This is a genomic window from Terribium retamae, from assembly GCF_022347545.1.
In the GTDB taxonomy this organism is placed as follows: domain Bacteria; phylum Pseudomonadota; class Alphaproteobacteria; order Rhizobiales; family Rhizobiaceae; genus Mesorhizobium; species Mesorhizobium retamae.
Genome location: NZ_JAKREW010000002.1, coordinates 83006 through 103472 on the forward strand (window position 1 = coordinate 83006; position 20467 = coordinate 103472).

Annotated in this window: 19 protein-coding genes, 1 tRNA gene and 1 pseudogene; 5 read left to right on the forward strand and 16 right to left on the reverse strand. The window is 62.1% G+C overall.

The window, feature by feature from the left end:
• Window position 1: 1 nt before the first annotated feature.
• The 7 genes from L4923_RS03845 to obgE all read right to left on the reverse strand — a co-directional run bounded on the left by L4923_RS03845 (window position 2) and on the right by obgE (window position 6758).
• Window positions 2-1315, reverse strand: a complete 1314-nt coding sequence (locus L4923_RS03845) for a murein hydrolase activator EnvC family protein (RefSeq protein WP_239362189.1) — start codon at window positions 1313-1315, stop codon at window positions 2-4.
• Window positions 1316-1425: 110 nt separating this feature from the next.
• Entirely contained in the window at window positions 1426-1908 is a 483-nt protein-coding gene (gene rlmH / locus L4923_RS03850) for a 23S rRNA (pseudouridine(1915)-N(3))-methyltransferase RlmH (RefSeq protein WP_239362190.1), read from the reverse strand.
• A 25-nt stretch (window positions 1909-1933) separates the two neighbouring features.
• Window positions 1934-2311 carry a ribosome silencing factor gene (gene rsfS / locus L4923_RS03855; protein ID WP_054309842.1) on the reverse strand — a complete coding sequence of 126 codons (378 nt, stop codon included), beginning with the start codon at window positions 2309-2311 and terminating at the stop codon, window positions 1934-1936.
• 276 nt (window positions 2312-2587) lie between these two features.
• Complete coding sequence (locus L4923_RS03860; RefSeq protein WP_239362470.1) at window positions 2588-3175, reverse strand: nicotinate-nucleotide adenylyltransferase; 588 nt, start codon at window positions 3173-3175, stop codon at window positions 2588-2590.
• A 123-nt stretch (window positions 3176-3298) separates the two neighbouring features.
• The gene (locus L4923_RS03865) at window positions 3299-4585 is read right to left on the reverse strand and encodes a glutamate-5-semialdehyde dehydrogenase (protein WP_239362191.1); all 1287 of its coding nucleotides are present in this window, start codon (window positions 4583-4585) and stop codon (window positions 3299-3301) included.
• Window positions 4586-4587: 2 nt separating this feature from the next.
• Window positions 4588-5718 carry a glutamate 5-kinase gene (gene proB, locus L4923_RS03870; protein ID WP_239362473.1) on the reverse strand — a complete coding sequence of 377 codons (1131 nt, stop codon included), beginning with the start codon at window positions 5716-5718 and terminating at the stop codon, window positions 4588-4590.
• 8 nt (window positions 5719-5726) lie between these two features.
• Window positions 5727-6758, reverse strand: coding sequence for a GTPase ObgE (gene obgE, locus L4923_RS03875; protein ID WP_239362192.1), 1032 nt, complete (start codon window positions 6756-6758; stop codon window positions 5727-5729).
• 116 nt (window positions 6759-6874) lie between these two features.
• Here obgE and L4923_RS03880 point away from each other — a divergent pair, with 116 nt between their 5' ends.
• Window positions 6875-7744, forward strand: a complete 870-nt coding sequence (locus L4923_RS03880; RefSeq protein ID WP_239362194.1) for an endonuclease/exonuclease/phosphatase family protein — start codon at window positions 6875-6877, stop codon at window positions 7742-7744.
• 40 nt (window positions 7745-7784) lie between these two features.
• Here L4923_RS03880 and L4923_RS03885 read toward each other — a convergent pair whose 3' ends face one another.
• The 4 genes and pseudogenes from L4923_RS03885 to rplU form a co-directional block, all read right to left on the reverse strand.
• Entirely contained in the window at window positions 7785-8321 is a 537-nt protein-coding gene (locus tag L4923_RS03885) for a GNAT family N-acetyltransferase (RefSeq protein ID WP_239362195.1), read from the reverse strand.
• Window positions 8322-8385: 64 nt separating this feature from the next.
• Entirely contained in the window at window positions 8386-8973 is a 588-nt protein-coding gene (locus L4923_RS03890; protein WP_239362196.1) for a GNAT family N-acetyltransferase, read from the reverse strand.
• A gap of 122 nt (window positions 8974-9095) precedes the next feature.
• Entirely contained in the window at window positions 9096-9365 is a 270-nt protein-coding gene (gene rpmA / locus L4923_RS03895) for a 50S ribosomal protein L27 (RefSeq protein WP_144222850.1), read from the reverse strand.
• 107 nt (window positions 9366-9472) lie between these two features.
• Window positions 9473-9916 (reverse strand): annotated as a pseudogene (rplU, locus tag L4923_RS03900) (50S ribosomal protein L21); the annotation flags it as partial.
• Window positions 9917-10192: 276 nt separating this feature from the next.
• On the opposite strand from rplU, the gene L4923_RS03905 reads away from it, so the two are divergent.
• Window positions 10193-10282 (forward strand) — tRNA-Ser (locus L4923_RS03905).
• Between the two features lie 13 nt (window positions 10283-10295).
• On the opposite strand, the gene L4923_RS03910 is transcribed toward L4923_RS03905, so the two are convergent.
• Window positions 10296-11267, reverse strand: coding sequence for an arginase family protein (locus L4923_RS03910; RefSeq protein WP_343302648.1), 972 nt, complete (start codon window positions 11265-11267; stop codon window positions 10296-10298).
• A gap of 55 nt (window positions 11268-11322) precedes the next feature.
• On the opposite strand from L4923_RS03910, the gene L4923_RS03915 reads away from it, so the two are divergent.
• Window positions 11323-12219 (forward strand): phosphotransferase, encoded by an 897-nt coding sequence (locus L4923_RS03915; RefSeq protein ID WP_239362198.1) that lies wholly within the window; start codon window positions 11323-11325, stop codon window positions 12217-12219.
• Between the two features lie 12 nt (window positions 12220-12231).
• On the opposite strand, the gene L4923_RS03920 is transcribed toward L4923_RS03915, so the two are convergent.
• The 4 genes from L4923_RS03920 to L4923_RS03935 all read right to left on the reverse strand — a co-directional run bounded on the left by L4923_RS03920 (window position 12232) and on the right by L4923_RS03935 (window position 18634).
• Complete coding sequence (locus tag L4923_RS03920; protein ID WP_239362200.1) at window positions 12232-13884, reverse strand: ABC transporter substrate-binding protein; 1653 nt, start codon at window positions 13882-13884, stop codon at window positions 12232-12234.
• A gap of 82 nt (window positions 13885-13966) precedes the next feature.
• Window positions 13967-16015, reverse strand: a complete 2049-nt coding sequence (locus L4923_RS03925; protein WP_239362202.1) for an NADH:flavin oxidoreductase — start codon at window positions 16013-16015, stop codon at window positions 13967-13969.
• Between the two features lie 73 nt (window positions 16016-16088).
• Window positions 16089-17651 carry a trimethylamine methyltransferase family protein gene (locus L4923_RS03930; RefSeq protein WP_239362203.1) on the reverse strand — a complete coding sequence of 521 codons (1563 nt, stop codon included), beginning with the start codon at window positions 17649-17651 and terminating at the stop codon, window positions 16089-16091.
• Between the two features lie 86 nt (window positions 17652-17737).
• Window positions 17738-18634 carry a LysR substrate-binding domain-containing protein gene (locus L4923_RS03935; protein ID WP_239362204.1) on the reverse strand — a complete coding sequence of 299 codons (897 nt, stop codon included), beginning with the start codon at window positions 18632-18634 and terminating at the stop codon, window positions 17738-17740.
• Between the two features lie 54 nt (window positions 18635-18688).
• Between L4923_RS03935 and L4923_RS03940 the strand changes: the two genes are divergently transcribed.
• Window positions 18689-19297, forward strand: coding sequence for a 3'-5' exonuclease (locus tag L4923_RS03940; protein ID WP_239362205.1), 609 nt, complete (start codon window positions 18689-18691; stop codon window positions 19295-19297).
• A 265-nt stretch (window positions 19298-19562) separates the two neighbouring features.
• Complete coding sequence (locus tag L4923_RS03945) at window positions 19563-20459, forward strand: ABC transporter substrate-binding protein (protein ID WP_239362206.1); 897 nt, start codon at window positions 19563-19565, stop codon at window positions 20457-20459.
• Window positions 20460-20467: the final 8 nt, after the last annotated feature.

The following is a 20467-nucleotide window of genomic DNA, read 5'->3' on the forward strand; positions in this document are numbered from 1 at the left end:
TTCACGTCCTTCCAGAGAATCGCTCCGCCCACCATGGGTTAGGATCGACGGGTTTTCCATCCTTGCGGAACTCGATGTAGAGTTCCGGCGTGGTATTTCCATTCTGCGTTGCCGACGTGCTCGCCACACGGGCTTCGCCCATGGCACCGATTGGTTCGCCCGCGAGCACGGCTTGGCCTGCCGCTACGTTCAATTTGCTCATTCCCGCCAGGACGACATGATAGCCGTCGCCGGCGTTCAGGATCAAGAGTTGCCCATAGGAACGAAATGGTCCCGCATAAAGGACGCTCCCATCCGCCGGCGCGGTCACGATGGCGCCCGATTGTGTCGCAACCATGTCACCCTGCATGGTGCCGCCGGTGCCGTCCTCACCGCCGAAACGGCGCCGGATCTTGCCGGTAACGGGCAAGGCAACCTGGCCCTGCAGGGCGGAAAACGGAGCGGATGAGGCAAGGCGGTTCGCTTCCGGAACAGCGGCGGCTGCCGCCTTTGCATCGGCATCAGCCTGAGCAGCCGCGTCCTGCCTCGCCTTTTCGGCTGCCTTGCGTGTCTTTTCCGCCTCGGCGTCTAGGGAAGCGATCAAATCTTTGAGACTGGAGGCTTTCGCGGCAAGATCGCGGGCCTTCTTCTGCTCGTCCACGAGAGCCGTTTCGGTTTCGGCCTGCAGTTTTTCCTTTGCCTGCAGCAAAAGATTGAGCCGCTGCTTCTCCGCCACCTGGTCGGTGACGGCGGCGGTGAGCCGCGTTCGCTCCGCCTCGATCGAAGTCGTCACTCGCGTCAGTTCCTTCAATTCGGCCAGGACGACCTCGGCTCGCTGGCGCAGTTCCGGCACCACGGCGCCGAGAAGGATCGCACTGCGCACGGAAGACAACGCGTCTTCCGGTTTGACCAGGATGGCTGGAGGCGGGTTGAGCCCCATGCGCTGCAGTGCACCCAGCACTTCCGCAAGCACATCACGGCGCGCCGCCAGCGATTCGCGTAGCTTTTTCTCCTGGTCTTTGAGGCCGTCCAGCTTGCCGCTGATGTCTTCGATATCCTGCCCGAGCTTCTGCTCGGTCTTGGCAGACTGGATGAGTGCGGCGGTAATCGACGCGGAGTCTTTCTTCACCGTGGCGATGTCGGCGGCGAGCTTGCTCAGGCGCTCCGCCGAAAGCGTGATTTCCCTGGAGATCCGTTCATATTCGGCGCGATTCCCGTCAGCATCGGGTGCAGCCTCGGGCGTATCTTCCGCCTTTGCCGAAAACGACGCGACGAGCGCGGCGGCAATCAAGCAGCCGCGCACGAAGCCGGTTTTCGATCTTGCACGCTCAATCATGGAAGCCTGACTGTATTTCCGGCTTCGTTAACGAACCATCAACCATAAGTGCTCGCCCCTTCAGCACCCAGGGCTTCTCAGGCCGCAATGGGGCGAAAATCGGTCAAGAGCTATGAACGATGATAGGGATGACCCGCAAGGATCGTCGCTGCCCGGTAGAGCTGTTCACCCAGCATGACCCGCACCAGTTGATGCGGCCAAGTCATGGCGCCCAATGAGACCACCAGATCGGCCTGGTCACGCAGCGACTGGTCGTGGCCGTCGGCGCCACCGATGGCTAAGACCACGGCTTTGCGGCCGCCATCGCGAAACAATCCGATGCGACCTGCGAACTCTTCGGAGGAAAAATGCCGTCCCCGCTCGTCAAGCAGGATCAATGCTCCACCTGGCTGCAGCTGGGTCTGGAGCTTCTGGCCTTCCTCGCGCCGGCGTTCGCTGGCGGTCTGGCCACGGCTTTCGGGAACTTCGGTAACGCCGGAGAATTCCAGGCCGATCGCGGGACCACTTTTCGCGAAGCGGTCGAAGTAACGAGCTGCCAAATCCCTTTCGGGGCCGGCTTTCATCCGGCCCACGGCATGTATGATGATCTTCATCCCTGCCTCTAAGAAGCCTTACGGCTCAGTGGAGGGTCTCTTCTTCAAGGTCGGGTGCCTGCCACATCTTTTCAAGATTGTAGAAGTCACGCACCTCGGGTCGGAAGACGTGGACGATGATATCGCCGGAATCGATCAGCACCCAGTCGGCGCTGGCCAGCCCCTCGACACGCGCATCGCCGTAGCCGGCGTCCTTGAGCGCTTTGAGGAGATGATCGGCAACCGCCGTCACATGACGGTTCGATCGGCCCGACGCGACGACCATGTAGTCGCCAAGGCTCGATTTTCCCTGGATGTCGATGGAGACGATGTTTTCGGCCTTGGAGTCTTCCAGACTGGCAAGGACTGTCTTGATGGCGCGGGCCGAGGCGTCGATGCCGCCTATCCCGGCCGCCGAAGGCACGATGTCGGCCTTCTTCCGCAGTGCTGTTCTCAGTGTCTTTCCTTTCGCGACAAGAACAACGAAGTCACCAACAAAATCAGGTGACGCTAATTAGATAGGCAGAGTCGCATTGCAGTTTCAAGACAAGCCGGGAGTAATTCCAGCAAAAGTGCGCAGCGGTTTTGCGTCCGGAATTACGGAAAAACAATGCCTTGGAGCGTATCCGCGTTTCCGTGAAACGAAAACGCTGTCGGCTCACATTTGCCCATCAAAGCGCTGATCTGTCTTGGAAAAGCGCTATTTCTTTGCTGCCCGCCGTATCGCAGTCGACGACAGCAGCGAACGCGGACCATGGATGAAGGTCCAGGCCGGCGCCCGCATATGCGCCAGAATGGGGGCGTCACCTTCGTCGACGCGGGCATAGTCGAAGGTCTTGGCGACGACCGACGACAGGAAAGACAAGGTCGCCCCCGGCCGGTCGATCACGGCAATCGGGAACGTCATGGCGATCTGGCGCCAGCGCTGCCAATGATGGAAGTCGCGCAGGGAATCCGCTCCCATGATCCAGACGAAATCGACACCCGGGTTCTTGGCACGCACCAGCGCCAGCGTATCGGCCGTATAGCGTATATGGTGGCTGGCCTCGAAGGCTGTCACCTTGATGCGCGGGTTCCTGGAGATCTTTTCCGAAAGCCGGATGCGTTCGGCGAGCGGTGCGAGCTCGCGTGTGCTCTTCAACGGATTTCCCGGCGTGACGATCCACCACAGTTGGTCGAGGGCAAGTCTTCTCAGGGCAATCTCGGCGACAAGCGCATGGCCGGCGTGCGGCGGGTTGAACGACCCTCCGAACAGGCCGACCTGCATGCCCTTTTCAACATAGGGCATGCGCAGGTACTGCGCAGGAAAACCGTCCGGCTTGCGCGCAGCTTCAATTCCTTGGCCAGTCTCGGTCGGAGGTCCATCGGATCTCAAATTCTGGTCCCCAACCGCCTGGACACGGGAGCGGCGCTAAGGCCGCACCTGCCCATTGCCGCGCACGCGATATTTGAACGAAGTGAGCTGTTCCACGCCGACCGGCCCGCGCGCGTGCATCTTGCCGGTGGCGATGCCGATTTCGGCCCCCATGCCGAACTCGCCGCCATCGGCGAATTGCGTGGACGCGTTATGCAGCAGGATGGCGGAATCGATTTCGTTGAAGAAGCGCTCTACGGCGGCAGCATCCTCGGCCACGATCGCCTCGGTGTGATGCGAGGAAAACGTCTCGATATGCTCGATGGCGCCGCCGACGCCGTCAACCAGCTTCACTGCAATGATGGCATCGAGATATTCTGTCACCCAGTCCGCATCCGTTGCCGGTGTCGCATCGGAAAACGCCTTCAGCACATCGGCATCGGCATGGAGTTCGCAGCCGGCATCGCGCAAGGCTTCCAGCACCGGAACGAGATGCGTGGAGGCCACGGCGCGGTCGATCAGCAGCGTTTCCGCCGCCCCACAGATGCCGGTGCGCCGCATCTTGGCGTTGACTGCGATCTTCACCGCCATGGCGAGATCGGCCGACTTGTCGATGTAGAGATGACAGATGCCTTCGAGATGCGCGAAGACCGGAACCCGGGCCTCGGTCTGCACGCGCTCGACAAGGCTGCGCCCGCCACGCGGAATGATGACGTCCAGATTGCCGGACAGGCCCTTCAGCATCTCGCCGACGGCAGCGCGATCGGTGGTCGGCACCAGCTGGATTGCATCTTCCGGCAGCCCGGCCGCCTTCAGCCCTTCGACGAGGCAGGCATGGATGGCGGCAGACGAATTGATCGAGTCGGAGCCGCCGCGCAGCACCACCGCATTGCCGGCCTTCAGGCACAGCGCCCCGGCATCCGCCGTCACATTCGGACGGCTCTCATAGATCACGCCGATGACGCCGAGCGGCGTGCGGACGCGCTCGATATTCAAGCCGTTCGGGCGGTCCCATTCGGCGATCACGTCGCCGACCGGATCCTTCAGCGCAGCGATTTCACGGATACCGTCGCTCATGGCGCCGATACGTGCCGGGTTGAGTTTCAAACGGTCCATGAAGGACGGCGAAAGTCCTGCTTCCTCGCCATTCGCCACATCGATGGCATTGGCTTCCAGGATTTCTTTTTCGTTGCGCAGGATGGCATCGGCCATCGCCGAGAGAGCGGCATTCTTGGCAGCGGTCGACGCAATGGCGAGCGGCCGAACGGCGGCGCGCGCCTTGCGGCCGATTGCAGCCATCAGCTGGCCCGTATCGGCCGCCGACCCTTCATGCAGCTTCAGCATGCTCATTCTCCACTTTGCCCGGCATGGCTGACCACCAGATCGTCACGGTGGATCATCGCCGAGCGCGCCTCATAGCCGAGAACCGTTTCGATCTCGGCCGTCTTGAGACCGGCGATTCTTACGGCATCGGCGGCATCATAGGCAACCAACCCGCGTGCGATCTCGCGCCCTTCGGGCGACAGGATAGCAACGGTATCGCCACGTGCAAAATTGCCGCTGACCAATTTCACGCCCGCCGGCAACAAGGATTTGCCTGACATCAGCGCGCCGATGGCGCCGGCATCGACGGTTAGTCGCCCCGCCGGCTCGAGTTGTCCCGCGATCCAGGTCTTGTAACCTTTCACCGGCGTCGGGCTCGGTTTGAAGAAGGTGGCGCGCTCGCCGCGTTCGATCGCCATCAGCGGCGACAGACGCGTGCCCGAGGTGATGACCATCGCAGTGCCTGCCGCATTGGCGATCTTGCCGGCATCGAGCTTGGTGCGCATGCCGCCACGCGACAGTTCGGAGGCCGCGGCACCCGCCATCGCTTCGATATCCGGCGTGATGCGCTCGACGACCGGAATGAACTCGGCATTTGGATCGCGTGCCGGCGGTGCCGTATAAAGCCCATCGATGTCGGAAAGCAGCACCAGGAGGTCGGCGCCCATCATTGTGGCGACACGCGCCGCCAGACGATCGTTGTCGCCATAGCGGATTTCGGACGTCGCCACCGTGTCGTTCTCGTTGATGACCGGCACCGCCTTCATCTTGAGCAAGGTCGAGATGGTGGCGCGCGCATTGAGATAGCGCCGACGCTCCTCGGTATCGCCCAAAGTGAGCAGGATCTGACCTGATTTCAGGCCATGACCGCCAAGGGCATCCGACCACGCACCAGCCAATGCGATCTGCCCGACGGCGGCGGCGGCCTGGCTTTCCTCGAGCTTCAAGGCGCGTTTGCCGAGCCCGAGGATTGTGCGGCCGAGCGCAATGGCGCCGGAGGATACGACGAGCACTTCCGCACCGTGGGCGGCCAGCGTGCCGATATCCTGCGCCAGCGAGGCCAGCCATTCGCGCTTCAACCCGGTTGTGCGGTCGACCAGCAGCGCCGAGCCGATCTTGACCGTGATGCGGCGGTATTTCTTCAGAGACTGCACGGACATTCCTATGGTTCCCAGCGCGTCTCGACTTTTGCCGACACGGCTTCACGCGCCTCGGCCACCACGGCCATCAGCGCGCGCAACACCGCTTCGACACCTTCGCCCGTGACTGCCGAGACCAGGAACGGCGCACGGCCGGCCGCGCGTTTCAGCGAAGCCAGCTTCTTCTTGCGTTCATCCTCGTCCAAAGTGTCGGCCTGTGAGAGCGCAACGACCTCGACCTTGTCCGCCAGCCCGTGACCATAGGCTTCCAGCTCCTTGCGCACGGTCTTGTAAGCCTTGCCCGGACTTTCCTCCTGCGCCGAGACCAGATGCAGCAACACGCGCGTGCGCTCGACATGGCCGAGGAAACGGTCGCCGATACCGACGCCCTCATGTGCGCCCTCGATCAGGCCGGGAATATCGGCCAGCACGAACTCGCGCGCGTCGATGCGCGCGACGCCGAGGCCCGGATGCAGCGTCGTGAACGGGTAGTCGGCGATCTTCGGCTTTGCTGCCGTGACAGCGGCAAGGAAGGTTGATTTGCCGGCATTCGGCAGGCCGACGAGCCCGGCATCGGCGATCAGCTTGAGCCGCAGCCAGATCGTCAGTTCCTCGCCCGGCAGGCCTGGATTGGCGCGCCGCGGCGCCTGATTGGTCGACGTCTTGAAATGCTGGTTGCCGAAACCGCCATTTCCGCCGGCTGCCAGACGGAAGCGCTGGCCTTCCTCGGTCAGGTCGCAGATCAGCGTCTCGTTGTCCTCGGCATAGATCTGCGTGCCGGCCGGTACTTTCAGCGTCACATCGGCCCCCTTGGCACCGGTGCGGTTGCGACCCATGCCGTGAACGCCGGTCTTGGCGCGGAAATGCTGCTGGTAGCGATAGTCGATCAGCGTGTTCAGCCCGTTGACCACCTCGACCCAGACATCGCCGCCGCGGCCGCCATCGCCACCGTCCGGCCCACCGAATTCGATGAACTTCTCGCGCCGGAACGAGACGGCGCCGGCACCGCCGTCGCCGGAGCGGATATAGACCTTGGCCTGATCGAGGAATTTCATCGGACGCGATTTCTGTTGCTATGGAGTTTCATGAACCTGTCTGCTCTAAACCATGGAAAGGCCTAGAGCGAAAGCAGGCACGGCCGATTTTGCGGCCGGAGGCGGGAGAGTTGGTTATGCGGATTGTCTCTTACAACATCCAGTACGGCATCGGCCTCGACGGCCGCTACGACCTCGCCCGCATTGCCGATACCGTCCGCGGCGCCGACGTCATCGCCCTCCAGGAGGTGTCGCGCAACAATCCGCGCAATGGCGGACACGACATGGTGGCCGCGATCGGCGAAGCTTTGCCGGAGTATTTTGCCGTCTATGGCTCCAATTTCGAAGCGAATATCGGCTCGTCGATCGTTGGCGGCCGCGCCTGCACGGTCACGTTCCAGCTCGGTAACATGGTGCTCTCGAAGACACCGATCCATCTCTCGCGCAACCTGCTTCTGCCGCGAAGCCGATCCGTCGGCACCATGAACTTCCAGCGCGGCGCCATCGAAGCCCTCGTCGAGACGCCGCTCGGCTTCGTGCGCTTCTATTCGACCCATCTCGATCATCGCAATCCCGTCGAGCGCGCAAGGCAGATCCGCTTCCTGCGAGACCGTGTGCTCAGCTATCCGATCGAAGGCGGCGGCCTGAGCGGCCTCGACGAGATCGGCCTGCCGGAGCCGCCGTGCCCCGAAGCTTTTGTCGTGATGGGCGACTTCAACATGCTGGCCGGTTCGCCCGAATATGTCGAATTCGCCGGCCTGCCCGATCACGAATTCGGCCTGCATCTCAGCGCCGACCTTGCCGTCGACGCCGCCGTGCGGCTGGCCGTCGGGGAGACGGATCTCGTCACCTGGGTCGACCCTGAACGACCGAAGGACGAAAGCCGCCACAAGCGCATCGACTACATCTTCACCAGCGCTTCGCTGGCGGGCTCGCTGAAGCGCCTCTGGGTCGACCGCGGGGCGGACGGCTCCGACCATCTGCCCGTATGGCTCGAACTCGGCTGAATTCGAGCGGAATGACGATTCACAAAAATCGCATTCCGCTCTAGATCGTTGATCGCCACGCATCTCGGTTTGCCTTGTCGATCAACGCCATGAGGATCATGTCGCAATAGCGGCCATCGATGCAGGCCGCATCGCGTTCGACGCCTTCCTGGACGAACCCGACTTTACGATAGAGGGCGATGGCGCGTGCATTGTCGGCATAGGCGGACAGCTCGACACGCACAATGCCTTGCCGGCGCCCTTCCGTAAGCGTCGTCTCGATCAATTGCCGGCCAAGCCCGCGCCCACGATAATCCGGCACGATTCCCATGCCGAGCGTTCCCCGATGCGCCACAACGGGCCTCTCGAGGCGCGAAATATCGCACCAGCCAACGACTTCACGCTCCACCAGCGCCACGAATTGCGGATTGCGATTCTCGATCATGCCGCGCACGAAATCGCGCGTGGTCGCCAGCGGCGGCGCTTCCAGAAAGATAAGATATCTACGCTCCTGCGCCACGATATCGAGCGCACGATGAAAGCTCTCGATATGGGCTTCAGCCATTGGCACGATGGCAGGTGACGTCATTGGGGTCATTGTCTTGCCTGTTCCCGCTTGAAGCTGGCGACATCCATTGTCCGAATGCCGCCGGCCGAACGAGTTACAACCGCACCCAGCTTCTCAGGCTCGTCCAGGTCTTGCGGTCGAGCCGGTAGCGCTCGACGGGGACCTGACCGGCAACCATCGAATTCAGCATGCCCTGTCCGGCATACTGGAAGCCGCACTTGTGGATGACCCGGCGCGACGCCGGATTGATCACCCGGGTGGAGGCGTGCAGGACCTGGATGGTCGTGCGCGTGAAGGCGAGGTCGACCAGAGCATGCGCCGCCTCGGTGGCGTAGCCACGCTTCCAATGCGGCTCGCCGATCCAGTAGCCGAGTTCAAGGCCGCGGTCGGTGCTGTTCAGCCCGGCGCAACCGAGAAAGGCTCCGTTTTCGGCGAGCGTCAGCGCGTAGACCACGCCGCCACGCGGTGCTCGCGCCATCGCCAGGAAGCTGCGGGCTTCTTCGACGCCATAGGGATGCGGCATGCGGGCAAGCATTTCGGCAACATGGCGGTTGTCGGCGAGCGCCACCAATTGATCGATATCCGCCTCGCATGGCGGACGCATCACCAGGCGCTCGGTGCGCAGCACCGGCTGATCGATCGTGAAGCCTCCGTCGTCCGTGTAGTCCGCTTCGGCAACCATGTTGAAAGTCCTCCAGGCACGAGAAAAAGGGGAGATGGTCACCCATCTCCCCTGATCCTTTTCCTGGCTTGGCCAGACACCGGTTCCCGAGATGGGGTGCCGGTGTCGTGGTGCGGAACCGGCTACTCCGCGGCCTTAAGAGTCGGGTTTACCGACACGTAGGTTCGGCCATTGGCTTTTTTATTGAAGGCTACGACACCGGCTTCCAGCGCAAACAGGGTATGGTCCTTGCCCATGCCGACATTGGTGCCGGCATGCCACTTGGTGCCACGTTGACGAATAATAATGTTGCCTGCGACGACGGCTTCGCTGCCGAACTTCTTCACGCCAAGGCGCTTGGATTCCGAATCGCGACCGTTGCGCGACGAACCGCCAGCTTTCTTGTGTGCCATTTCATTGCTCCTTTGCGCCGCGGGGGCGCCTCAAAACCCTTATGAACGCGTTCGCGTTCCGTTTCAAGTCTACTCAGGCGGCTTCTGCCGCCTCAGCAGTCTTACTCAGCGGCGTCCTCGGCCTTGGCCTTCTTCGGCGCAGCCTTCTCCTTCTTCGGAGCGGCTTCGGCCTTGGCCTCTGCTGCGGTTTCCGCCTTCACTTCGGCCTTTGCAGCCGCCTTCTTGGAAGGCTTGGCACCGGCGACCAGAATCTCGGAGATGCGCACGGTGGTCTGCAGCTGGCGGTGGCCGATCTTGCGGCGCGAATTCTGCCGGCGGCGCTTCTTGAAAGCGATGACGGTGCGGTTCTTGCCCTGCTCGACGACTTCGGCGGTGACCACCGCGCCGTCGACGAACGGAGCGCCGATCACGACGTTCTCGCCTTCGCCATGCGCCAGAACCTGGCCGATTTCGACGACGTCGCCGACATTGGCCTCGAGCTTCTCGATCTTGAGCACATCGTTGGCGGCAACGCGATACTGCTTGCCGCCCGTTTTGATGACTGCGAACATTTTTTGCCTTTCGCTGTTCGGTCGGCCTTGTTGAACCGCTTGTCCTATCGGGGCGGTTCGGCCGTCTTTTTGTCAGTCTGCGGGTTCAAAAAACAAGCGGCGCGGAGAATCCCCCACGCCGAATGCGGGCCGTCCATAACCGTAGCTTCGCGGTGAGTCAAGGCAAAGGCCAGCCGGCTTCGCCAAAAAGGGCCGAAATCAGGCCATTTAGGGCCTTGTGTCCCGGCCAAGCACCCGTTATCTAGTGCGCCGCGCCGGCAAGGCCGACCACGCTGCGGAGAAGTGGCTGAGTGGTTGAAAGCACCGCACTCGAAATGCGGCATACTCGCAAGGGTATCGGGGGTTCGAATCCCTCCTTCTCCGCCAATTCCATACTGGATTACGCTGACAACGCCTCGGACAGCATGGCGATCAAACGGCCAAAGGCTTCACGCTCATTGGGCGTATGATCGGGGTTGACTTCAGTTATCGTCAGCGCACGCCAGTTGGGAGCCGCGACCAAGGGCGCAAGCGCCGCTGAGAGGGCTTCGAAACTCAAGCCATCGCAACGCCGAGTATTCTCAGCGATAGGAAAGTCGGTAAAATTCAGTACATCGACGTCGAGATGGATAAGAAGGCGCTTGTGACGCGCGCCCCAATCCACCGCTCGCCGGGCCGCGCCGATCGGATCTTCTTCGACCTCCGCGAGGCCGATGCGCTCGAGACGGAGCGCGTCCACCGCCTTGTTCTCGGCGGGAGTGATGTTTTCTGAAGCGAAATACAGCACATCGGCCGGACTGAGCATCGGCCGACGCGGGCCAAGGCCGCTCAATGCCGCCTCCGTATCCGGGAGGTCGAGCAGATGAGCAACGCCGGTCCAATCAAGTGCGCCGTCACTCGTCGCCGGTGAATTCAAGTCGACGTCGAAATCGATGTAGATGAGTCCGACCGAAGGTTCATCGCGCAACGCACCGGCCACGGTTCCCAGTTCGACCGTGCAATCGCCGCCGAGTACGAACACCGCTTCGCCGTTGGCCAACGCACCTCCGACCTTGTCGGCCACGGCAGCAGCTGTCCGTTGTACTGCATCGAGATTCATGGCCTTGGGACGTTGGTGGTCCGGCCGCCAACGAAAGCCTGGTGTATCTCCACGGTCATTCACGTGTAGGCCGTATTCCATTAGCGCCGGAACCAATCCATTGCGCCGAAAAGCTGCCGGAGCCTTCTCCTGCCCTGGCGCATAAGCGCCGGCGCTTGAGGGTGCACCAACGAGGCTGAGAGTGCGGATCATCGTCGCAGCTCCTTGGCTTAGGTCGCGGTGTAATCTTCTTCTACGGACTCGACGCAAGTAAGGTTCCACCAAATCGTCCATTACCGAGCCCTGGGCTGGGTCTGCGGACAGATGCAGATGAAGACGGAGTCGTTTCTTGGAAGCTACCGATGTCTCGGGTGCCGTGGCTGCGGCCAAATCGATCGCCTCGACCTTGGAACTGACGGTTGATCATGCCGTTGTTCTTCAGAATTCGAACACGCTCACCTTGCACCTCCTGCCCTGTGACACACTTGCCCGGGTCGCGCCCTCAGGGGATCACCTGATGCAGTCCGAGATCGAGCTCGCCGGGCTACTCGCTGAGACCGGCAGCCCCGCAGCTGCGCTCGAGCCCCGCGTTCCGTCGCGTGTCTACGAGCGCGATGGTTTCGCGGTTACGTTTTGGACCCACTACGCTTCCGGGATGCCTGACGTCGCGCCGGTCGATTATGCGGGCTCACTGCGGCGCCTGCACGTCGGTATGCGGAAGATCGGGATTGCCACGCCGCATTTCACCGACCGGGTCGCGGAAGCAGAACGACTTCTGGTCAACCGTCACCTGACGCCTGAACTGGCCGACGCGGACCGGGAATTTCTCGGCGGCATGCTGAAGAACCTCATACGAACAATCGTCGACAAGGGCGCTGCGGAGCAGCTGCTGCACGGCGAACCACATCCGGGCAACCTGCTGGCCACCAGGTTCGGGCCGCTGTTCATCGACCTCGAGACATTTTGCTGTGGGCCGGTGGAATTCGACCTGGCGCATGTGCCTGATGCGGTCGTCGAGCACTATCCCGACGTCGATCATGCTTTGCTGAACGAATGCCGTGCCCTCGTGCTCGTCATGGTCGCCGCGTGGCGGTGGGACGCGGACGACCAGTTTCCAGACGGCCGGCGCTGGGGCGAACACCTCATCCACACCCTGCGCGAGGGTCCGCCGTGGCCGTCGCTCGATGCGATGACGCGGCGCCTGGATGGCCGGCACGGTCTGTCGACCGCACCGGCTGATCGCTGAACCTGGACCTGATCAGGCCTCTTCCAGCCAGACGTTCTGCAGATCCATCTCGAAGGTCTGGTGGATGCCGTAGTTCTTCACCTTCTTGCTCATGTGGCAATAAAGCTTCTGCCAGTAGGGCTGGATGATGACGCCCGAATCCTGGAGGATCGTCTCGAGATCCTTCATCACCTCGCGCCGTTTCTCGACATCGTTGATGGACAGCGCCGTTTTAAGCTTGGCGTCGAAATCGGGGTTGGAATAGCCGGATTCGTTCCAGGCCTCGCCGGTGCGATAGCCGAGCGCCAGCACCTGGACGGCGAGCGGGCGCATGTACCAGATCGTCATCGAATAGGGGTACTTCGTCCAGTCGTTCCAGAAGGTCGAGCCAGGCAGCACGGTCCGCTTGACCTTGATGCCGGCCTCGCGCAGCTGCGCGGCGATCGCATCGCCGGTGTTCTTCTGCCAATCGTCCTCGATCGTTATCAACTCATGCTCGAAGTCGGCCTGGCCAGCCTCCGCCATCAGCTTCTTGGCGCCGGCAGCATCGCGCTCCTTCTTGGGCAGCGCATAATATTCGGGCTGGATCGGGCTGACGTGATGGTTTTCGCCGACCGTTCCGCGCCCGCTGTAGCCGAGCTGCAGGACGACATTGTTGTCGACCGCCATCTGCAGCGCGTTGCGGACGCGCTGATCATCATAAGGCTTGTGGGTGACGTTGGTGCGCGCAACCAGGGTCGTGGCGGTCGCAACCTCCGATTTCACCAGATCCATCTTGTCCAGTATGTCGATGAAGTCGGCCGGCGTCTCCAAATTGAGGTCGATCTCGCCTGATTCGAACGCGTTCACCGAGGCGTTGAAATCGGTGCCGTAGTCGGTGAATTCGACACCGTCGAGCGGTGCTTCGCCACCCCACCATTTGCCGTTCTCGCGCCGCTTGACCACGGCCTTCTGGCCGACCGCATAGGACACGAGTTCGAAAGGCCCGGTACCGATCGGCTTCTTGACCGGGTCGGCGCCATCCGCATCGAAATTGCGATGGACGATGAGTGCCGGATAGTCGGTGAAGTTGGGAATGAGCGCGATATCAGGCTCCTTGAGCTTCAGCTTCACCGTGTGCTCGTCGACCTTGGTGATGGCGCCGTCCATCGCCTTCCCGGTCTTCTCATCGATCAGCGCGCCCATGCGCCCTGCCATGGAGTTGCCGGCGGCCGCCTTTTCGCACCAGCGGGTCAGGTTGTAGGCGACGTCGTCGGCGTTGAAGGCATCGCCATTGTTCCAGGTCACGCCCTTGCGCACATGCAGCACATATTCGGTGGCGTCGTCGTTCACGTCCCAGCTTTCGAGCAGCACCGGCTCGAAGGTGAATTCGCGGGTGTAACGCACCAGCGGCTCGAGCCAGCTGCGCGAAACATTGGCAAGTTCCACCCAGTCATAGGTACGCGGATCCTTTTGCGCCTTGACCGGCATCGACACGCGAAGCGTGCCGCCCTTCCTCGGCTCTTCGGCGAAAGCGGGCGATGGCACCGCCAGGCCGACCATGCCATAAGCCAGGGCTGTCGAGGCACCAAGCGCACTTGCCAGCGCCAGGAATTCGCGCCGGTCGACCCGGCCTGCAGCGACCTCCCTGGCCATGTCCGCGACGGCCGCGGGCACGCGATCGCCGTTGCTTCCGAAGAATCCCATTTTCTCCTCCCTTTTTGTTTTCCCTGATCTGTTCCTCAGCGTGTGTTCCCTGTCAGCTGCGGGTTTTGGATGGCGCTCCTGTTCAAGACCTCAGCCCGAACCGCACCGCGTCATAGATGGCGGCATGGATGTTTCGGGACGCGACGGCATCGCCGACGCGGTAGAGGACGAAGCCGCCCTCCGCGTTACGATGCGGGAAGATATCGCCGCCTTTGACCAGCCGCTCATAGTCGACAGCGCCGCCATTCTTCGAAAGCGGCTTCAAGGTCAGGTACAGCTCGTCCAGCGGCACGGTGCCGTGCTCGACGACGACCTGGTCGACCAGCCTGGTTGCCTGCCATCCTTCGGCAAAGTCCGAGCCCAGCGTCGCCACGAGCTGGTTTCCGTCACGCCTGACCGAGCGCAGGCGCGTGTTGATGGTGATGGTCACGCCCTTTCTGTGGAAGGCACCCATATAGGGCACGTGGTTCAGCCCACCCATCTCCGGCGCGAAGAAACGCTCCGGCGAGACGAGCTCCAATTTGGCGCCTTGATTGGCGATGAGTTCTGCAGCGGTCATGCCCTGGTGACCGCCATTGTCATCGTAAAGCAGCACATTTTCGGCCGCCTTGACGGCACCGGAAGCGATGTCCCAGCTCGAAGTGACGAGATCGTCGCCTGCCTCCAGCGGAGGGTTCTGCGGAATGCCGCCGGTGGCAATCACCACCGCGTCAGGCTCCAGCGCCAGGACATCTTCGCTTTCGGCCCAGGCATCGTAGCGGATATCGACGCCGAGCCGCTCCAGCTCGGCAAGCCGCCACTCAACGATGCCGATCAGTTCCTTGCGGCGCGGGTTCTGAGCGGCCAGCCGGACCTGTCCACCAGCCTGCGAGGCCGCTTCCAGCACCGTCACCTTATGGCCGCGCTCGCCCGCTACGCGCGCGGCCTCAAGGCCGCCCGGCCCGGCGCCGACCACGACGATACGCTTCGACGCGTCCGTCCTTTTGATGATATGCGGGATCGTCGCTTCCCGGCCCGTTGCGGCGTTGTGAATGCACAATGCCTCGCCGCCTTCATAGATGCGGTCCAGGCAATAGGTGGCGCCGACACAGGGGCGAATCTCATGTTCGCGGCCTTCCATCACCTTGCGCATGATGTGCGGATCGGCGATGTGAGCGCGCGTCATGCCGACCATGTCGAGCTTGCCGGTGGCGATGGCATGGCGCGCGGTCGCCACGTCCTGGATGCGGGCGGCATGGAAGGTCGGGAACTTGGTGGCCGCCCGCACTTCGCCGGCGAAGTCGAGATGCGGTGACGAGCGCATGCCTGTCACCGGGATCACCTTGGTGAGTGCGGCATCGGTCTCGATCGAACCGCGGATGATGTTGAGGAAATCGACCTTGCCGGAATTGGCTAGCCGGCGAGCGATCTCGATGCCTTCCTCCTTCGAAAGGCCGGCGGCGAAATCCTCGTCCGCCACCATGCGGATGCCGACGATGAAGTCCTTGCCCACGGCTGCCCGCACCGCGTCCAGCACCATGTCGGTGAAGCGCAGCCGATTCTGCAGCGAACCGCCGAACTCGTCGTCCCGGTGGTTGGTCGCCGGCGACCAGAAGCCGTCGATGAGATGGCCATAGGCCTCGAACTCGATCCCGTCGAGGCCGGCGGCCTGGCAGCGCTGCGCCGCGGAAGCATAGTCCTTGACGATCCGCTCGATGTCCCAGTCTTCTGCCGTCTTCGGGAAAGCGCGATGCGCCGGCTCACGCACCGGCGAAGCCGACAGCACCGGCAGCCAGTCGGCCTTGTTCCAGCCGGTGCGGCGGCCGAGATGGGTGATCTGGATCATCACCTTGCAATCGTGCTCGTGGCAGGCGTCGGTAAGTTCTGCCAGCCAAGGCACGATGGCGTCGTCGTAGAGATGCAAATTGCCGAAGGCGGCCGGGCTGTCTCGGGAAACGATGGCCGAGCCTGCCGTCATCGTCAGCGCCATGCCACCCTTGGCCTTTTCGGCATGATAGAGGCGGTACCGCTCCTTCGGCATGCCGTCTTCCGAGTAAGCCGGTTCATGACTCGTCGACATCACCCGGTTCTTCAGCACCAGGTGCTTCAAACGGTATGGTTGAAGGAGAGGGTCGTTTGTCAGCGAAGTCATGCGGCTGCCTGTCTGGATCTGGATGGGACCTGCAGCCCGATCATGCCGATTTGTGACCCTGAGACCAACTTTTTCAATTGACGGTATCCGGCAGCCTTTCCTCGCGCCGCGCGATGAAATCTTCCAGCGCCTCCGCGATGCCCTCTTCGAGCTTCGGTTCCTCATAGTCGGCCAGCATGTTGCGCGCCTTTTCCCGGCCGCGTGTGTCGTGATCCTTCGCCCCTTCGGCGTTCCATTGCTCGTAGGAATTGAAGTCCATGATGCTGGGGCTGAAGAAGGCGTTCTCGAAATGATCGAGCGTGTGCTGGGTGCCGAGATAGTGGCCGGCCGGACCGACCTCGCGCACGGCCGCCATCGCGTCCTTGAAATCCTCGAACGGCACCCCGCCGGCATATTTGTACCAGCCGACCAGTTGCTCGCAGTCGGTGGCGAATTTCGAGTAACCGCAGGCCAGCCCAGCTTCCAGCCAGCCGGCGGAATGCCAGATGTAGTTGGCGCCGGCCAGGATCGCCGCGTGCATCAGCATATTCGCCTCGTAACCCGCCTGGGCGTCGTTCAGCTTGGAACCGACATGGAAGCCGGAAGTGCGCCAGGGCAACCGGTATTTCCGGGCTAGCGCACCCATGAGGTACATCATCTGGGCGGCTTCCGGCGTGCCGCCCATCGGGGCACCCGTTTTCATGTCCACCGCGACCATGAACTGCCCGTAGATCTGCGGCGAACCGGGACGCAGGAGCTGGGTGAAGGCGACGCCCGCCAGCGCCTCGGCATTGACCTGCGCGACCGCCCCCACCGACGAAGCCGGCGTCGAGGCGCCGCAAAGAGCGAAAGGGGCGAGGATCAAGGGCTGGTTGTTCCGTGCATACACCTTCATGGCGTCGAGCATGGTCGCATCCCACACCAGCGGCGAGTTGCAGTTGGTGATCGACACCAGCACCGGATTGTCGTGGACATAATCCTCGCCGAACACGATGCCGGCCATGGCCATCGTGTCCTCGGCGCGGTCTTTCGACGTCACGATGCCCATAAACGGCTTGTCGGAGTGCTTCAGCGCGGAGTGGATGATGTGGAGGTGCCGCTTCGGCACCGGGATTTCCATCGGCTCGCAAATGATCGAGCTCGACGAATGCAAGGCCGGCGCCATGTAGGCGAGCTTGTGGAAATTCTGCAGGTCGGCCAGCGTCCCGTAACGCCGATTGTTGTCGAGGTCACGCACATAGGGCGCGCCATACATCGGCACGAAGATGGAATTCTTGCCGCCGACCCGCACGGAGCGCTCTGGATTGCGCGCATTAAGCATGAATTCCGCGGGAACCTTCGATACCAAATCCATCAGCATGCCACGATCGAAGCGAACCCGCGTGCCGGAAACATCGGCTCCGGCCTGCCGCCACAACGCAATCGCCTCGTCATCGCGGAATTCGCAGCCGACCTCTTCCAGGATGGAAAGCGATTCCTGATGGATCAGCTCGACTGCTTCGTCGGGAACAATCTCATAGACAGGTATCTGACGCACCAACGTGGGAAAGGCGGGCATGGCGGCGCTTCTGAGCGCCTTGCGTCCGACACGCCCGCCGCCGCGGCGATGCGTGGCCGGCGTTTCCGGGTTGACCTCCGCAACAGTAGCAACACCCATGCTTGACGTTCTCCCTTTTGAGAAAGGAAACGCATTGCGCACTGGTTGTTCAAGCGAATAAGGAGCCCTGTTCGCTTGAATTCAACTCAACCATCAAGCGTAAGCAACCAGTCCCGCAACAACTCCGCGGGACGGCTGAGCGGACGGCGCGCGCTCCAGGTGACGAAGTAGGATTGCGGCGCCGCGATCTCAGCCGAGCCGAGTTGCACCAGATCGCCGCTTTCTATGAGTGGCGTGACCAGGCTTGACCAGCCCAGCACGGCGCCTTGCCCGCTGCGCGCCGCCTGCAGAGCGATCACATGGCTGTTGAAACGCCGCACGTTGAGGCGCCGGTTCGGCGAGCCGAGTTCGCGGAAAAAGTCCGCCCAAGTGGTCCAGCTCCAGTCAATGCCTTCGACGGAAAGCAACTGCAGCTTGGCAAGATCGTCGAGCGTCTCGATCGCGTGCTCGCGGGCAAAGTCGGGACTGGCGACCGGAAAAATGCGATCGTCATAGAGTTTGGCTGACAGTTCGTCCGGCCACTCGCCGCTGCCATAACGAAGCCTCAGATCGATGTCCGGCCGGTCAAGGCCGCGCGGATGGTCGGAGATGACATGGTCGACGGCGATATCCTGATGGCTGCCCCAGAAGGCGCTCATGCGTGGCATCAGCCACAGGTGGGCCATCGCCATGGTGCAGCCGATGGTAACGCTGGACTGCCCGCCCGAGCTCTTGACCTGACGAAAGGTCGAGGAAATGCGCTCGAAGCCTTCCTTGAGAGCCGTCGCCAGGGTTTCCCCTTCACGGGTCAGTTCGAGCGCGCGATGCCGGCGCAGGAATAGCGGGTTGCCGAGCTCCTCTTCCAGCATACGGATCTGTTTGGAGACGGCACCGATCGTGACGTTGAGCTCTTCGGCTGCCTTGGTGAGGCTCAGATGACGCGCGGCCGCTTCAAAAGCCGCGAGTGCGATCAGCGAAGGGAGGTTATAGTAGCGGCGAACCATGACCAGTCATTTGGCCCAGATAGATCGCGTCCCGCAAGAGGAGCGAAACCAGCGATGAAAACTGCGATCATCTTTGATTGCGAGTTCCTGTGCGCCGAAGGGTCACAGCGTCGTTTCTGGTGTGGCGCTGGCGATCCGGACCCGGTCATCGCCCAGATCGGGGCGGTGAAGCTCGACTTGGAGGGTCCGTATGCGATCCTCGACACCCACAAATCTTACGTTCGCCCCATGAATCGATTTGGCCAGCAATACGCCATCGATCCATTTTTTACGCAACTGACTGGAATAACGGCGGACATGATCGCCGCACAGGGCCTTCCACTACGCCAAGCCTTGCGCGAGCTCGACGATTTTTCGAATGGAGCGCGGTTCTGGTCCTGGGGCAAGGACGAGCTGAACATGGTCGCCATCAGTTGCTATGTCGAAGGCATTGCACCGACAATCCCGCCACAGCGTTTCGGCAATGCGGTGAAACTGTTGCTGGCGGCGGGCATGCCGATCGAAGATCTGGCCAGGACCCCCAGCAACAAGCTTGCAGAATATTACGGGGTTAGGCATCCATCGCTTCGAGGACATGACGCGCTCGATGACGCTCTATCAGTCGCCTACGCGCTGCAGCACCTGTTGCAGACCGGTAAGCTGAGCGCCTCCGCTTTCGAGTGAGCGTCGAGTTTGCGGCTTTCCACCCCTCACAGCGCGCCTGATTACTGGTTGCGCACCATGGTGCTCAGACAGATGGCGCCTTACCGAGCCTATAACCAGGCGGAATAGAGCGGACAAAACTCAATATTGGACGGAATGCCTTTCGTCTGACTAGTCTTCATCATCGGACGTGCCTCGACAGACGGATGGGTCTCGGCCCTGATTTCACAAGGTCCGACCGCAATCGACCGGCCAGGAAGCCGGATCGCAAAAACAGGGGAACACGATGACGAAGTCCAGAGGGGCCGTTGCTGCGGCCATCGTTGCGCTCATGGCGGCCGCGCCAGCGATGGCGCAGGAAGCACCGAACTTCAACCCGGATAAGATTACGACCGATCCCGCACTGGCCGCGAAGCTACCCGAGCACATCGCCAAGGCGGGCGTCCTGGTCGTCGGTTCGGATACGGCCTACGCACCTTGGGAGTATATTTCCGAGAAGGATGGCAAGACGCCCGAAGGCATCGACGTCGACATCGCTGAAGCCATGGCCAAGACGCTCGGGCTGAAACTGGATTTCCGCACGGCGGCTTTCGACGGCATTCTGCCGGCGCTCGGTGCCAAATATGATCTCGGCATCTCCGCCTTCTCGATCAGCAATGAACGGCTGAAGGCCGTCAACTTCGTCAGCTATTCGCAGACCGGCGCCCTGTGGGCCGTGAAGGCCGGCAACCCCAAGGCCTTCAAGCCGGACGAATTGTGCGGGCGCAATGTCGCGATCCAGAGCGGCAGCTACTTCCAGCGCTTGCTGCAGGACGAAAGCCAGGCCTGTGTGTCCGCCGGCAAGCCCGAGATCGAGATGATCCCGTTCGCGACGCAGGCCGAAGCGCTGACGCGTGTCGCCGCCGATGGCGCCGATGCCACGGTCTCCGGCTCTGCCACGATAGGCTATGCTGCCAAGCAGTCGAATGGCAGGCTGCAGACCATGCGCCCGGCCGGCAAGCTCGGCGGCTTCGGCCTCAATGGCATCGCCATCGCCAAGAAGGACACCGCGCTGACTGAACTCGTCGCGGAAGTCACCAACAAGCTCATCGTCGACGGCGTCTACAAGGAAATCTACGGCATGTGGGGTATCGACGATTCCAACATTCCGGTGGCCGAAATCAATCCGAAGGTGAAGGATTGAGGTCGCCG